Annotated in this window: 13 protein-coding genes and 1 tRNA gene; 9 read left to right on the plus strand and 5 right to left on the minus strand. The window is 62.5% G+C overall.

Translation table 11 applies throughout. From position 1 onward, the window contains the following. Positions 1–69 precede the first annotated feature (69 nt). Positions 70–146: transfer RNA gene (locus LDN90_RS08035), tRNA-Pro, on the plus strand. 126 nt (positions 147–272) lie between these two features. Here the strand turns inward: LDN90_RS08035 and LDN90_RS08040 are convergent. Continuing rightward, positions 273–1,403 (minus strand): IS1249 family transposase, encoded by a 1,131-nt coding sequence (locus LDN90_RS08040; RefSeq protein WP_223945982.1) that lies wholly within the window; start codon positions 1,401–1,403, stop codon positions 273–275. Positions 1,404–1,602: 199 nt separating this feature from the next. Further along, positions 1,603–2,049, minus strand: coding sequence for a MarR family transcriptional regulator (locus tag LDN90_RS08045; RefSeq protein WP_216922909.1), 447 nt, complete (start codon positions 2,047–2,049; stop codon positions 1,603–1,605). Positions 2,050–2,224: 175 nt separating this feature from the next. On the opposite strand from LDN90_RS08045, the gene LDN90_RS08050 reads away from it, so the two are divergent. After that, on the plus strand, positions 2,225–3,433 hold the full coding sequence (locus LDN90_RS08050) for an MFS transporter (protein ID WP_223948610.1): 1,209 nt from the start codon (positions 2,225–2,227) through the stop codon (positions 3,431–3,433). A gap of 80 nt (positions 3,434–3,513) precedes the next feature. On the opposite strand, the gene LDN90_RS08055 is transcribed toward LDN90_RS08050, so the two are convergent. Next, complete coding sequence (locus tag LDN90_RS08055; protein ID WP_223948611.1) at positions 3,514–4,095, minus strand: hypothetical protein; 582 nt, start codon at positions 4,093–4,095, stop codon at positions 3,514–3,516. A gap of 117 nt (positions 4,096–4,212) precedes the next feature. Here LDN90_RS08055 and gcvH point away from each other — a divergent pair, with 117 nt between their 5' ends. The 5 genes from gcvH (at position 4,213) to LDN90_RS08080 (ending at position 7,288) form a co-directional block, all read left to right on the plus strand. Next, positions 4,213–4,599, plus strand: coding sequence for a glycine cleavage system protein GcvH (gene gcvH / locus LDN90_RS08060; protein WP_216922914.1), 387 nt, complete (start codon positions 4,213–4,215; stop codon positions 4,597–4,599). A 138-nt stretch (positions 4,600–4,737) separates the two neighbouring features. Continuing rightward, positions 4,738–5,214, plus strand: a complete 477-nt coding sequence (locus LDN90_RS08065; protein ID WP_216922916.1) for an FHA domain-containing protein — start codon at positions 4,738–4,740, stop codon at positions 5,212–5,214. Between the two features lie 23 nt (positions 5,215–5,237). Further along, positions 5,238–5,954, plus strand: coding sequence for a MerR family transcriptional regulator (locus LDN90_RS08070; protein WP_216922918.1), 717 nt, complete (start codon positions 5,238–5,240; stop codon positions 5,952–5,954). Continuing rightward, positions 5,954–6,457 (plus strand): bifunctional nuclease family protein, encoded by a 504-nt coding sequence (locus LDN90_RS08075; RefSeq protein ID WP_216922920.1) that lies wholly within the window; start codon positions 5,954–5,956, stop codon positions 6,455–6,457. The genes LDN90_RS08070 and LDN90_RS08075 overlap by 1 nt, the downstream gene beginning before the upstream one ends. A gap of 237 nt (positions 6,458–6,694) precedes the next feature. Further along, positions 6,695–7,288 (plus strand): MerR family transcriptional regulator, encoded by a 594-nt coding sequence (locus LDN90_RS08080; protein ID WP_216922922.1) that lies wholly within the window; start codon positions 6,695–6,697, stop codon positions 7,286–7,288. 110 nt (positions 7,289–7,398) lie between these two features. On the opposite strand, the gene LDN90_RS08085 is transcribed toward LDN90_RS08080, so the two are convergent. Beyond that, positions 7,399–8,208 carry a ParA family protein gene (locus LDN90_RS08085; RefSeq protein ID WP_216922924.1) on the minus strand — a complete coding sequence of 270 codons (810 nt, stop codon included), beginning with the start codon at positions 8,206–8,208 and terminating at the stop codon, positions 7,399–7,401. 304 nt (positions 8,209–8,512) lie between these two features. On the opposite strand from LDN90_RS08085, the gene LDN90_RS08090 reads away from it, so the two are divergent. Continuing rightward, the gene (locus tag LDN90_RS08090) at positions 8,513–11,908 is read left to right on the plus strand and encodes a pyruvate carboxylase (RefSeq protein ID WP_223948612.1); all 3,396 of its coding nucleotides are present in this window, start codon (positions 8,513–8,515) and stop codon (positions 11,906–11,908) included. Positions 11,909–11,977: 69 nt separating this feature from the next. Here the strand turns inward: LDN90_RS08090 and LDN90_RS08095 are convergent, their stop codons facing one another. Next, positions 11,978–13,789 (minus strand): long-chain fatty acid--CoA ligase, encoded by a 1,812-nt coding sequence (locus tag LDN90_RS08095; protein ID WP_223948613.1) that lies wholly within the window; start codon positions 13,787–13,789, stop codon positions 11,978–11,980. Between the two features lie 187 nt (positions 13,790–13,976). Between LDN90_RS08095 and LDN90_RS08100 the strand changes: the two genes are divergently transcribed. Continuing rightward, positions 13,977–15,035: an ROK family protein gene (locus LDN90_RS08100; RefSeq protein ID WP_216922929.1), complete on the plus strand. Its 1,059-nt coding sequence runs from the start codon at positions 13,977–13,979 to the stop codon at positions 15,033–15,035. Positions 15,036–15,063: the final 28 nt, after the last annotated feature.

Raw genomic sequence — 15,063 nt, forward strand, 5'->3', positions numbered from 1 at the left:
GGTGGTTCGGCCGGACTGCTTAGGTTGGACTCTTCGGAGGAAAACCTGGGCGGAGAACGGTGGAACCAGCGGGCTGTAGCGCAGCTTGGTAGCGCACTTGACTGGGGGTCAAGGGGTCGCAGGTTCAAATCCTGTCAGCCCGACCAATAAGGCCGGAATCACGCGGAAACGCGGGGTTCCGGCCTTTGGTCGTTAACGAGCGAGTGGCCCCGGCTCAGGGCTATCGGCAACAAAGGGGTTATAGGACAAAACGTGTGTAAATCCCGGGTGTGTCATGATCGTCCGGCCCAGCCTGCGCGGTGCCAGAGGCCTTCATCGGGGCTGAGGCCGGTGCTGTAGATCTCGGGGCCGGGCTCCGGTTCTGTGGTTGTGCTGGCGTTGGTCCTGCCGGGTTTGTAGTGCCGGTTTTCGATGAGCTTCGCCGGGGGCCGGGGTTGGTCGCTGTGGAGGTAGAGGTACCACTCGATGGCGCGTTTTTGGTGGTCCTCGCTCATGCCCCGGTGGGCCCGCAGGATCAATCGGAGTTGCGCGTTGGTGCCTCCTTCGATCCGGTTGGTCGTCGAGGCGATATCCAGTCCGGTGTATTCAGCCTGCAGATAGGTAAAGAGGGTCCCGGCTTGGCCGAGTCGTTCCAGCAGCCGGTAGGCCTTGCGGAGTCTGTCGTGGGTGTACCACCAGGTTTGGTTGGCCCGGACCCATCCCGGAGCCATGGCCGTAGCGGTGCGGTAGGTGCGGGCCTTGACCAGATGCCCGTGTTCCTGATGCCAGTCATTGAGACCCGCGAGCCAGGCGGCTGCTTCGGCGGGGGCTTTGATCCTGGTCAACGCCCGTCCCAGCCGCAGCAATGCTTTGCCCGCATCCGTTCGGGGCCGGCTGGTCAGGTAGGTCCGGACATTGCGTTGGACATGGACCAGACACCGTTGGACCGCGGTTTCTGACCAGCACTCCGACAGGGCTGCGGCGATCCCCGAACCGCCGTCAGTGATCACCACGCGAGGGGCAGGGAACCGTTGCAGCAGCGCCGCCCACGCGGCCTTTTTCTCGGTGTCGCACCACTGCCAGCCAAGCACGTAATCACCGGCAACAGCGATCAGGCAGCACCACGACCCGACAAAGATCCCATCGACCTGGATCTGGTCATGGACCTCCCCGGTCACGGGAATGCGCGGGGCGATGTTCCAGCACCAGGCCGTGCGCCGTCGGAAGGACCGGGCCGTGCCGAACATGGTCAGCGACGACTGGCCTGAAGTGCCTAACAACCAACCAAGAAACGCCTCCAGCTCAGCGCGACGGCTGACATCCGGACGTTGACCGGAACGGCTCGCCCCGCAGTTCAGGCACCGGTAGCGCTGTTTGCCCGCTGCCGTTTTCCCGTTCCGTACCAGCGTCTGGCCGCAGACCAAACATTCCCCAGATATGCAAGCACCCCAGCCACCCTAAGCTCCAAAAGCTTAGCTATCCCGGAATTCGCCCGCCAGCGCTGGAAAGCAGGCCCAACCAATACACACGTTTTGTCCTATAACCCCAACAAAGTGTGCTCTTGTTCGCTGAACTCGACGTTGTACGGCGAGTTCAGCGAACAAGACCGGGTTTTGCGCCTGCCTAGGCCTTCTGCAGCGCTCCCAGTGCGCGCACCAGGGGTTCGAGTTCCGGAACCTGCTCGGCGGCTTCCAGGGCCGACGCCAGGGTCTCATCGTGCACAGGCTTTGCCGCCTCAAGCAGCTTTTGGCCGGCGACCGTTAGTTCGGTGTAGATCCCGCGACGATCATCCGCGCAGAGGATCCGCGTCAGTAGCCCCCGGTCCTCCAGGCGGTTGACCAGGCGGGTGGTTGCGCTGCTGGAAAGAGCCGTGGCGCGGGCAAGCTGCTGCATGCGCATGTGCCACCCGTCCTGGCGGCTCAGGGCGTCAAGAACCGTGTATTCCACCACCGAGAGCTCGGTGGAAGCCTGGAGGGCTTTCTCGAGTTCTGCTTCGATGCTTCCGTGCAGGGCAGCGAGGGTGCGCCAACCCTGTGCCCGTACTTCTACGGCGTCATCCTTGATGCCCATGCCTGTTGTGCTCCTGCCTTGGTTTGCGTGTCAGTGCAGGCGACCGAAAGTAGTTGCTTGCGCAATTATCTAGCGTGTGCAACTATATATACAGCGTCTGCAACTATTATTCTACGGGTTCCCCGAGGCGCACATCCACTTTGCTTTTGGGAGCCACCCATTTAAGGAGTTCCATATGCCCGCAGGGTTGATCGCCCTCGCCCTTGGCGGATTTGGCATCGGATTAACCGAATTCGTCATCATGGGCCTTCTGCCTGAAGTAGCGGCAGATTTCCAGGTGAGCGAGGCCTCGGCAGGCTGGTTCATTTCCGGCTATGCGCTGAGCGTTACGGTTGGTGCCCTCCTGGTGACTGCCGCCGTTACCAGGCTTCCGCGCAAGCCCGTCCTTGTTGGACTGCTTGTTCTGTTCATCCTCGGCAACTTCCTCTCCGCCATCGCCGACTCGTACACGGCGATGCTTGTGGGCCGCATCATTGCGGCGTTGTGTCACGGTGCGTTCTTCGGAATCGGCTCGGTGGTGGCAGCCAGCCTGGTTCCCGCACGCAAAAAGGCCGGTGCCATTGCCATCATGTTCACTGGACTTACTGCTGCCAACGTCCTTGGCGTTCCTTTCGGTACTCTCCTCGGCCAGAACTTTGGTTGGCGTTCGACGTTCTGGGCCATCACCGGAATAGGAGTGCTTGCACTGCTTGGTATCGCGCTGATGGTGCCCAGGGGGAGTACTGAGCAAACCAAGGGCCTCCGTAGCGAACTGGGTGCCTTCAAATCCGGCCAGGTCTGGCTTTCCATCCTGGTGACGATTTTGGGCTTTGGCGGCATGTTCGGCGCGTTCACGTACATAGCCTTCACGCTTACGGAAGTTTCCGGGTTTGAGCCGGGCGCCGTCCCGTGGTTGCTGGTGCTCTTCGGCGGCGGACTGTTCGTCGGCAACTTCCTTGGTGGGAAGGCGGCCGACAAAAACCTGGACGGATCACTCGTGATTATCCTTGCCGGCTTGGTACTGGTCCTGGGCTTCTTTGCCCTCACCGCGTCCAGCAGCATCGCAACCCTGGTCTCGCTGACCCTAATGGGCGGCTTCGGTTTCGCTACTGTCCCCGGGCTGCAGATGCGCGTGATGCACTTTGCCTCCTCCGCTCCCACGCTGGCATCCGGTGCCAACATTGGCGCGTTCAATCTGGGTAATGCGCTGGGCGCCTGGCTCGGAGGGGTCACCATTTCGGCTGGTCTGGGCTACACCTCGCCCATCTGGGCAGGAGCCGCGATTACTGTGGCCGCGTTGCTGGTCATGCTTGCTGCCGCCGCAGCAGCCAAGCGCAAGGGAATTGCCACAGCAAAGACCACGCCCGACGTCGAACGCGAACCCCAGGGTGCGCCCGTGTCCTGACGATGTCCACGGGAAAGTGAAAGCCCGCCGTGGAACGGTTTGAACGTTCCACGGCGGGCTTTTCAGCGTCTCAGGGCCGCTTATGCCTGAGGAGTGCTGTCCCGGGCTTCCTGCTCTGCTCTTTTGGCAGCGCGGGTGCGTTCGTTCTCCGCCTGCTTCAGCGTCCTCATCTGCTTACCCCGCCGACGCCACAGGGCCCAAAGAACAGTCACCACCACAAAAATCACTGCAGCCGCCACGGCCGAGATCGCGGTCCACGTGGTGAAGAAGCCGGCATCCACACTTAAGGTTCGCTGGCCGGCGTGCGCAGATTCGGTGGAACCGAACACAATGCCGGCCGTAAGCAGGTTCGGCGTTGCGATGGCGACGGCGGCCAACAGGATGACGATCTTCCAAGGCCAGGAGACAGCCTTGTGGGTTGCCTGCCACGCCACCACGAGGGGAATGAAGGTAAAGACGAAGCCGTAAAACATACCCACCAGTACACTCGCGCCGAGGTCCCGCCGGATCTGCCCCGCTACGACGTCGGACCACCAACGCGGCAGAATGGCGCCAAGGATGAAGTAGGCAGCCACAGCGACAAGCAATGCCACCAGGATCAGAATAATTTTTACGCCCCAATTGCGTTTTTTCCGAGCTGGTACTTGTGCTTGTTCAGTCATGGGTCAATCATGGCAGAGACCTCATCAGGCACAGGGGAATTGTGCCTATACTTTCAGCGGTGGCCGGATGCCCGGGCCGCCGTCGAGATCCGTAAATGTCCCGATGAAAGGCGACCCATGAGCAATATTCCAGCCGATCTTTCCTACACCGCAGAGCATGAGTGGGTTTCTGCCCCTGACGCCGATGGCGTGGTGCGGATTGGTATCACCGACTTCGCGCAGGACGCCCTGGGTGACGTTGTTTACGCCCAGATGCCCGAACCCGGGACCAAGATCACCGGGAATGAAGTTGTTGGCGAGGTTGAATCCACCAAGAGCGTCAGCGATATCTATGCTCCGGTTAGCGGAGAAGTCATTAACCGGAATGATTCTTTGGACCAGGATCCGGCACTGATCAACTCCGATCCTTACGGCGATGGTTGGCTTTTTGAAGTAAAGCTGGCAGAAGCCGATGCAGTGGATTCCCTGCTCAGTGCATCGGAGTACGAACAACAGGTAGGCTAAAGTTATCTGGCCCGCCCGGCTGCATTCTTTTAGTCAAGGACGCGGGAAGGCGGGCCAGCAACCGATTTGCCCGGCGGTACCGGGAGGCGGAAGTGGCTGGCAGGGTTTGGAACTGCTGGCGGATGAGGAGGAAATTCCATGGTTGGCGGCGAACAGAATCAAGCCAATGTCGGGAAGGGCGCGGAAGAGCAACCGACGTCGGAGACCACCTCGATCAGCATCACGCCAACGTGGGACGAGCCCAGCGTTGCACCCAGGCTTGCACCCGAAGAGCGTGCGTCCGTTGATGCCCTGCCGCCGGACTCTGCCTTGCTCATCGCGCACAGCGGACCAAACGCAGGAGCCCGGTTCCTCCTGGATGCTGATACCACTACGGCCGGCAGGCACCCCGACGCCGACATCTTCCTGGATGACGTCACGGTGTCCCGCAAGCACGTGGAATTCCACCGAACCCCCACGGGCTTCGAACTCGTGGATATGGGCAGCCTCAACGGAACCTACGTGAACCACGACCGCGTGGATCGGGTGCAGTTGAAGAGTGGCAATGAGGTCCAGATCGGCAAGTTCCGACTGACCTACTACTTGAGCCCTGGCCGCCCGGCGGGCCAAGTCTGACCCCGGGGTACTTGCCTGTGGCAATGGCCCAGCCGGAACGTCGCGGACCGCAGGTCCTGAACATCGGGGAAGTCCTGGCTCAATTGAGCGATGACTTCCCTGGGATGACCGCGTCCAAAATCCGCTTTCTTGAGGAAAAGGGCCTCATTAATCCAAAGCGGACCCCCGCAGGATACCGGCAGTACGCGGACAGTGATGTTGAGCGGCTCCGTTTTGTCCTCGCACTTCAGCGCGACCAGTACTTGCCGCTGAAAGTCATCAAGGATTACCTGGACGCGATTGATCGCGGGGAGCGGCCAGAGAACCTGCCTCCGGGCGTCACGGTTTCGCCCCGGGTGGTTTCGTCGGAGATGGCTGCGGAAATCCAAGGCCGTGCGCGCGCCCTGACCGAGGAGCAACTCCGGGCCGAATCGGGTGCCAGTGTGCCCTTGTTGGAGTCGCTCCTGAGCTTCGGGCTGATCAGCCACGTTGGCGGCAAGTTCGACGAACACGCCCTCCAGGTTGCACGTGCTTGCGTCCAGTTGGAGGGTCACGGTTTGGAGCCTCGCCACCTCCGGCCGTTCCAGGCTGCGGCCGAGCGTGAGTTCGGCCTGGTGGAAAGAGCGGTTGCGCCCTTGACGTCCAGGCGTGACGCAGCCTCCCAAGCACGGGCCGCCGAGGCAGCGCGTGAAATCAGCGAACTATGCCTGACGCTGCACAGGGCGCTCGTCCACGACCGTATCTCCCGGATGGACTCCTGATGATCGAAGTTGAAATTGTCGGCGTCCGGATCGAATTGCCGTCCAACCAGCCCTTGGTCCTCCTTCGCGAAATCAAGGGGGAGCGGCACGTCCCCATCTGGATCGGAACACCGGAAGCAAGTGCCATCGCCCTGGCCCAGCAGGGTGTTGTTCCACCGCGACCCATGACCCACGATCTCCTGATTGACGTTGTGGAGTCCCTGGGGCACTCAATCATCAGCGTCAACATCGTGGCGGTTGAAGACAACATCTTCTATGGGCAGCTGCAATTCGACGACGGCACGGTAGTTAGTTCGCGCGCTTCCGATGCGTTGGCGCTTGCATTGCGGGCCAAATGCCGCATTTGGTGCGCTGATGCAGTGATGGAGGAAGCCGGCGTCCGGATCACTGAGCATGATGAAGGCGAAGATTCAGAGCCGGATCCCAGTGTGGACGAGGAACGTGAAATGCGGCGCTTCCGGGAGTTCCTGGACGACGTGGAACCTGAGGATTTCGAAGGCTGAATCACCCTAAGCCTAAAGTTGAGGGTGAAACTTTCGACACGACCGGATTTTGGGCCCGGGGTCTTTGACCTAGGGCCCTCCCGGGCCTAACGTCGAAGGTATCAAGTTCCCGTTGCATACACTGCCCGCGCAAGTCACACTGGAAGGTGCCGACTTGTGGGAATTACACGGCTGAATTTCGGCGTTGTGATCAGTGGTACGCACCGTCCCCAAGGGAACTGAGAACAAGGAGGTCACGTGAGTCCGAAAGGCGAAGCAGGCGAGCTGAAGCAGGCCTCGACCGGCATTGCTGCGCCCGCATCCGGCGCCCAAGGTTTGCTCTTCACAGAGGACCTGCCAGTGCTGGACGAGGACGCGGGCTACCGCGGGCCGACTGCCTGCAAGGCTGCAGGTATCACGTACCGTCAGCTGGACTATTGGGCACGCACGGGCTTGGTGGAGCCGGCCGTTCGTGGTGCTGCGGGCTCCGGCTCGCAACGTCTCTATGGATTCCGCGACATTCTGGTGCTCAAGGTAGTCAAGCGTCTGCTTGATACCGGTGTTTCCCTCCAGCAGATCCGCTCCGCCGTTGAGCATCTTCGCGAGCGTGGCGTTGAAGACCTTGCGCAGATTACGCTGATGAGCGATGGCGCCAGTGTCTACGAATGTACCTCTGCCGACGAAGTCATTGACCTCGTGCAAGGCGGACAGGGTGTCTTTGGCATAGCGGTGGGACGTGTATGGCGGGAAGTCGAGGGAAGCCTTGCCGCGCTTCCAAGCGAGCACGCCGCAGAGCAGTCCTTTCCGGACGACGAATTGAGTAAGCGGCGCGTTGCACGCCGCATCGGCTAAAAACGGCGGACTGGATCTCTGAGTAACGTCAAGAAGCCTTAGTAACGCAAGAAGCCGCCCCCGGATACAGGGGGCGGCTTCTTCACGTTGTATGGCTGGTGTGTTCCGGGTTAGCGCTGCTGCCGAGCCCGCGAGCTGGTTTGGCCCTGAAGCAGGCTCTGCAAGAGGGCGTCGAAAAGTTTTGCGGAGTTTTTGGCGGAATCGCCTGGCCAGTGGTGCACGGAGTGCGCTGCGCCTTGGATCTGCTGCCAATTTGCCTGTTCCGGAATGTGCGGGGTCAGGAGCAGCTCGCCGAACATGGACTCCATCTCGGACAGCCGGAAGGTGTGCTCGGCTGACCCAGTGCGAACGCGGTTGGCGACGATTCCCGCTGGCGCCAGGTGGGGAGCGAATTCCTGCCGGAACAACTGGATGGCGCGCATGGTTCGTTCCGTGCCGGCCACGGAGAACAGACCGGGCTCGGCCACGAGTACTACGCGGTCGCTCGCGCTCCATGCCATGCGCGTGAGCCCGTTGAGCGAGGGAGGGCAGTCCACAAGAATCAGTTCATAGTTGGTGGTCCCTGCAAGAACGGCCGAAAGCCTGCGAAGGTCCCGTCGGCCGAGGTCCGGGCGATCATAGATGCCCGTGAAAGCCGAACCGACAGCCACGTCAAGCTTGCCGCCACTGGAACCGTTGGAGACCCAGCTGCTGCTGGCGACGTTCTCGGGGAGTTTGGCTTTCCGGGGACTCTTGAGCATGCGGCCAATGTCCAACTGCTCGCCTCGCTGGACGCCGAGTGCCGTGGTCGCGTCCGCATGGGGATCGAGGTCCACCACGAGGGTTGGAATGCCGGCCGCGAGGGCCGCGGACGCCAGGCCGGTGGTCACGGACGTCTTTCCCACTCCGCCTTTGAGGCTGCTGATGCTGACTACTTGCACTTGAAAACCCAAAACCTAACGCCGGTTGCCGTATCGCGCTGTTTTCCGCTCCGGGACCGCCGGAGCCGGGGCTTGCCGAAGCCCCTCCAACATCATATGGGGCGGGGCCGTGGAATCCCGCTTTCTACGCGCCCGGGCGCCGGAGGATGCTGCGGGCATTAGCACGAGGGGGAGTCGCGCGCACGCATATACAGCCCAGATGACGATTCCATTGTGATGGTTGCCACAAAGATTTGTGTTTGATGCTGGCGGCACTACACACTGTGACCACCGACCGATCCACCCGCAATGATGCAGGAGAAGTATGTTTTCGAAAATTCTGGTGGCCAATCGCGGCGAAATCGCGATCAGGGCGTTTCGCGCTGGTTATGAACTGGGCGCCAAGACCGTAGCCGTCTTTCCGCATGAGGATCGCAACTCGATCCACCGGCAGAAGGCCGACGAAGCTTACCTGATCGGCGAGGTGGGTCACCCCGTCCGCGCCTACCTGGACGTCGAGGAGGTTGTCCGCGTCGCCAAGGAAGCCGGCGCCGACGCCATCTACCCCGGCTATGGTTTCCTCTCGGAAAACCCGGACCTGGCGCGTGCAGCCAAGGCCGCGGGAATCACCTTCGTGGGTCCGCCCGCGGAGGTCCTGGAGCTCGCAGGCAACAAGGTCGCTGCCTTGGAAGCTGCCCGCCAGGCCGGTGTCCCGGTGCTGAAGTCGAGCAAGCCTTCAAAGGACCTCGATGAGCTGATTGCGGCAGCCGACGAAATCGGCTTCCCGATCTTCGCCAAGGCCGTTGCCGGCGGTGGTGGTCGTGGAATGCGTCGCGTGGAGACCCGCGAAGCTCTTCCTGAGGCCCTGCAGTCCGCCATGCGCGAGGCCGATGCCGCGTTTGGCGATCCCACGATGTTCCTCGAGCAGGCGGTGCTGCGCCCGCGCCACATCGAAGTCCAGATCCTGGCGGACGCCGAAGGCAATGTCATGCACCTGTTCGAACGTGACTGTTCCTTGCAGCGCCGCCACCAGAAGGTAGTGGAAATCGCGCCCGCGCCCAACCTGGATGAAAACATCCGCCAGGCGCTCTACCGTGATGCTGTGGCCTTCGCCAAAGCCCTGAACTATGTCAACGCGGGAACGGTCGAGTTCCTGGTGGACACCGAGGGTGAGCGCGCCGGCCAGCACGTTTTCATCGAAATGAACCCGCGCATCCAGGTTGAGCACACTGTGACCGAAGAAATCACGGATGTGGACCTCGTGCAGGCGCAGATGCGTATTGCCTCGGGGGAGACCCTCGCTGACCTTGGCCTTAGCCAGGAGACGGTATCCATCAAGGGTGCCGCGCTGCAGTGCCGCATCACCACGGAGGATCCGGCCAACGGCTTCCGCCCGGACGTCGGAAAGATCACCGGCTACCGCTCTGCAGGTGGCGCAGGCGTGCGTCTCGACGGCGGCACCGTCTACTCCGGTGCCGAGATCAGCCCGCACTTCGACTCCATGCTCGTTAAACTGACCTGCCGTGGACGCGATTACCCGGCTGCAGTTGCCCGTGCGCGGCGCGGCCTGGCCGAATTCCGGATCCGTGGCGTGTCAACAAACATTCCATTCCTGCAGGCCGTGCTGGCCGATCCGGACTTCAACGCCGGCAATGTAGCCACGGACTTCATCGACAAGCGGCCTGAGCTGCTCAAGTCGCACATCTCCGCGGACCGCGGCACCAAGCTGCTGACCTGGATGGCTGATGTCACGGTGAACAAGCCCAACGGCGAGCTGACGGTCCACTCCGATCCCGCCAACAAGCTGCCCGTCGTCGAGGGCCCGGTACCCACGTCCGGCTCCCGCCAGAAGCTGCTGGAGCTCGGTCCTGAGGGCTTTGCGAAAGCGCTGCGCGAGCAGCAGGCAGTGGCCGTTACGGACACCACGTTCCGTGACGCCCACCAGTCCTTGCTCGCTACCCGTGTCCGTACCCGCGACCTCGTGGCTGCCGGCCCGGCCGTCACTGCGTTGCTGCCCGAGCTGCTTTCCGTGGAGGCCTGGGGTGGTGCAACGTACGACGTCGCGCTCCGCTTCCTTGGCGAGGACCCCTGGGACCGCTTGGCTGCTTTGCGCCAGGCGCTGCCCAACACTTGTATCCAGATGCTGCTCCGTGGACGGAACACCGTTGGTTACACGCCTTACCCGGAAGAGGTGACCGAGGCGTTCGTCAACGAGGCCGCGGCTACCGGCATTGACATCTTCCGCATCTTTGACGCCCTCAATGACGTCAACCAGATGGCCCCGGCAATACGGGCCGTGCGTGCCACCGGAACCGCCGTCGCAGAGGTCGCACTCTGCTACACGGGCAACCTCCTTGACCCAAACGAGGACCTGTACACCCTCGACTACTACCTGGACCTTGCCCAGAAGATCGTCGACGCCGGTGCCCACATCCTTGCCATCAAGGACATGGCAGGCCTCCTGCGTCCCGCTGCGGCTGCCAAGCTCGTCTCGGCTTTGCGTGAGCGCTTCGATCTCCCGGTGCACCTGCACACGCACGACACCGCCGGTGGCCAGCTCGCAACACTCCTGGCAGCCGTGGAAGCTGGAGTCGACGCCGTCGACGTCGCTTCTGCTTCCCTGGCAGGCACTACCAGCCAGCCTGCGGCATCCGCTCTCGTTGCGGCCTTGGCCAATACACCGCGCGACACCGGGCTGAGCCTTGCCAACGTCGGTGCACTGGAGCCCTACTGGGAAGCGGTCCGACGCGTTTACGCGCCGTTCGAGTCCGGGCTGCCGGGTCCCACAGGCCGTGTCTACCAGCACGAAATCCCTGGGGGCCAGCTGTCCAACCTTCGCCAGCAGGCCATCGCCTTGGGGCTGGGGGAGCAGTTCGAAGCCATCGAGGACATGTACACGGCGGCAGACCGCATCCTGGGCCGCCTGGTCAAGGTGACTCCGTCCTCCAAGGTGGTGGGTGACCTTGCCCTGCACCTCGTTGGGCTTAACGCGGATCCCGCAGACTTCAACGAGAATCCGCAGAACTACGACATCCCGGATTCTGTCATCGGCTTCCTCTCCGGCGAGCTCGGCGACCCCCCGGGAGGCTGGCCCGAGCCGTTCCGTACCAAGGCCCTCCAAGGTCGCAGCGTCAAGGTCCGGGACGTGGAGATCAGTTCAGAGGACAGCGCTGCGCTGAAGGGTGATTCGAAGACCCGCCAGCACACCCTGAACCGGTTGCTCTTCGCAGGTCCCACCAAGGACTACCTCAAGAGCGTGGAGACCTACGGCAACATCTCCGTGCTGGACACCCGCGATTACCTCTACGGCCTGCAGCGCGGCGCTGAGCACGTCATCGAGCTGGAGAAGGGTGTGCGGCTGATCGCCCAGCTTGAGGCCGTGTCCGAAGCCGACGAGAAGGGCATGCGTACAGTGATGTGTACGCTCAACGGCCAGTCGCGTCCGGTGGTTGTCCGCGACCGTTCCGTGGTGAGCAACGTCAAGGCCGCAGAGAAGGCCGACCCAGCGCAGCCCGGGCAGGTTGCAGCCCCGTTCGCGGGGGCGGTCACGGTTACCGTCAAGGCAGGCGACGTGGTCAACGCCGGCGATACCGTTGCCACGATCGAGGCAATGAAGATGGAAGCATCCATCACGACGCCGGTGGCCGGCACGGTCTCCCGCCTGGCCATCTCCTCGGTGGAGCAGGTTCAGGGCGGCGATTTGCTGCTGGTGATCGGCTAACGATCCACCAATGAAAAACCCCTTCCGGAGGAATTCCGGAAGGGGTTTTTCGTTTGCGGTGCGTCGTGACTACTGCGGCCGGGGCGCCGAGTACATCTCTTCGATCACGGCGTCAAAGTCCTTCATGACCTGCGCGCGCTTGACCTTCAGCGACGGAGTGAGGTGGCCCGAGGCCTCCGTGAAGTCCGCAGGGACTATCCGGAACGACTTGATCGCCTCGGCTTGGGAGACAGACTGGTTGGCTTTGCTGATGAGGTCCTGGATGGCAGCCCGTACTACCGGGTTCCCGGCAGCTTCCTCCAAGGTGGTACCTGCTGGGAGGCCATGGCGTTCCAGCCATCCCGGCAACGCCTCCTCATCCAGGGTCACCAAAGCACCGATGAACGGACGGTTGTCGCCCACTACCAGGACCTGGGAAACGAGGGCGTCTGCACGGATCTGGTCTTCCAGCAGCGCTGGAACCACGTTCTTTCCACCTGCCGTGACGATGATTTCCTTCTTGCGGCCGGTGATCTTGAGGAAGCCATTGCTGTCGAGCTCGCCGATATCCCCGGTGCGGAACCACCCGTCGGCAAAAGTTTCCTGGGTAAGATCCTCGCGCTGGTAGTAGCCACGCATGACGCAGACACCCTTGGCGAGAATTTCGCCGTCGTCCGCGATCTTGACTGCATTGCCAGGAAGTGGGGCGCCCACGGTGCCGATCCTGATCATCGAGGGTGTGTTGACCGAGATGGGTGCCGTGGTTTCCGTCAGGCCGTATCCCTCCAGGATCTGCAGGCCGATGCCTTGGAAGAAGTGGCCCAGGCGTTCGCCCAAGGGGCCGCCACCGGAGACAGCGTGCGCCACATGTCCGCCCATGGCGTCGCGGAGCTTTCCGTAGACGAGCTTGTCGAACACCGCATGCTTCAGCTTCAACCCCAGGCCCAGGGAACCGGCCTGGCGCGCCTTGGAGTACTCGATCGCCGTGTCCACTGCACGGTGGAAGATGGCGCCCTTGCCGCTGTCCTCGGCTTTGGTCAGCGCCGAGTTGTAGACCTTCTCGAAGACACGCGGCACAGCAAGGATGAACGTTGGCTGGAAGCTCTGCAGATCGGCCAGCAGATGCTTGATATCCGGAGTGTGGGCAACTTTGACGCCCCCTGCAACGGCCAGGACGGAGATGAAGCGCGCAAAGACGTGGGCCAGCGGGAGGAACATGATGGTCTTCGCCGACTCGTTGATGATCTCGCCCAGTGCCGCACGGGCATTCTCCGAGAGCTCCACGAAGTTCCCGTGGGTCAGTTCGCAGCCCTTGGGCCTGCCTGTGGTTCCGGAGGTGTAGATGATGGTGGCCAGGTCTGTCAGGCCTGCGGCGGACCTGCGCGTCTCCAGTTCCTCATCGGTGACACTGGTGCCAGCGGTGCGAAGGGCATCAAGGCCGGCACCCTCAAGCTGCCAGACGTTGGCCACTGACTGTATGTCTTCAGCTGCGACGGCCTGACGGATGATGTCCTCGTGGTGGGCGGCCTCACCAAAAGCGGCCACAGCACCGGAATCGCCCAGGTTCCAGGCCACCTGCGATGGGGAAGAGGTCTCATAAATCGGGACGGAAACAGCTCCTGCGAACCAGATGGCAAAGTCCACCAGCGACCACTCATAACGGGTCCGGGACATAATGCCGACGCGGTCGCCGGCGCCCACACCACTGGCGATAAGGCCCTTTGCCAAGGCCTTTACGTCGGCAAGGAAATCCGTGGCACGGATGTCTTGCCATTGGGCATTGCTGTCCAGCTTGGCGAAGAGTGCAGGGTTGGAAGCCTTGGCGGCTTCGCGGACGACGAGGTCCGTGATGTTGGTTTCAGGGGCAACATTGACAAGAGGCGGAACACTGAATTCACGCACGGTAGCTCCTTTGATATGCACGGGCCGCGAGGGGCTGCTTTCACTCTAGTATGCCCACTCGCGGAGGTGTGTCCTATTTCACCTACTGGCGAGTAACTTTACGGATGACCGTCCGTTTCGAGCAACTTGGCGCCGTCCAGCGCTTCCGACGGCATTCTGCCTGGGCCCGGCAGAATAGGATGTTGGGATGCCTTCATTACGGTCCAGTTCCCGTGCCCGGCCCCGGCCACCCGTCGCTGCCTTGAAGGACGTTCCCTGGGCTGGACGCAGGAGCCATTTGGGCAGGCGTGGGCTGGCCATCGGCATCGATATCGGTGGCACCAAGGTAGCTGCCGGCGTAGTTGACGCCGAGGGCCGGATCCTTGCCGAGGCACGCAGGTCCACGCCCGGCGCCGATCCCCGGGCCGTGGAGCAGACCATCGTGGAACTGGTTGACGAACTCAGCGCGGACCACCGGATTGCCTCGGTGGGTATTGGCGCGGCAGGTTGGATGGACCTCGACGGCGGTACCGTCCTGTTCAGTCCGCATCTTGCCTGGCGCAACGAGCCCCTGAGGGAAAGCCTGCAGAAGCTGTTGAGGCGGCCGGTTTTGCTAACGAACGACGCCGATGCGGCCGCCTGGGCGGAGTGGCGCTTTGGCGCCGGGCAGGGTGAGAGCCGCCTGGTGTGCATCACGTTGGGCACGGGCATCGGCGGTGCAATGGTGATGGACGGGCGGGTTGAACGCGGTCGTTACGGCGTGGCTGGCGAATTTGGCCACCAGATCATTTTCCCCGGCGGGCACCGTTGCGAATGCGGCAACCGTGGCTGCTGGGAGCAATACGCGTCAGGCAACGCCCTTGGCCGTGAGGCCCGCCAATTGGTGCGAACCAACTCGCCCGAAGGCCGCGCACTCCTTGAGCGGGCAGGCGGTGTGGCAGAGAGCATTACCGGTGCTGCAGTTACCGCGTTGGCGCTTGCCGGGGACTCTACGTCAAGGGAACTGTTGGCGGACCAAGGTGAATGGTTGGGCTTGGGGCTGGCCAACCTGGCGGCGGCACTGGATCCCGGCATGTTCGTGATCGGCGGCGGACTGTGCGACGCAGGGGACCTGCTTGCCGGACCGGCCCGCGAGGCGTTCGCCCGAAACCTGACGGGGCGTGGATTCCGTCCGATGGCAAGGATTGAGCTCGCCGCTCTTGGGCCCCGTGCAGGCATGATCGGCGCTGCTGACCTTTCCAGGGTCAGCGGCCGTGCCTACAGCTAGGAAAGACCACAATCAAGCGGGTGCGCAG

Source organism: Arthrobacter sp. NtRootA1 (genome assembly GCF_019976975.1).
GTDB lineage: Bacteria > Actinomycetota > Actinomycetes > Actinomycetales > Micrococcaceae > Arthrobacter > Arthrobacter aromaticivorans.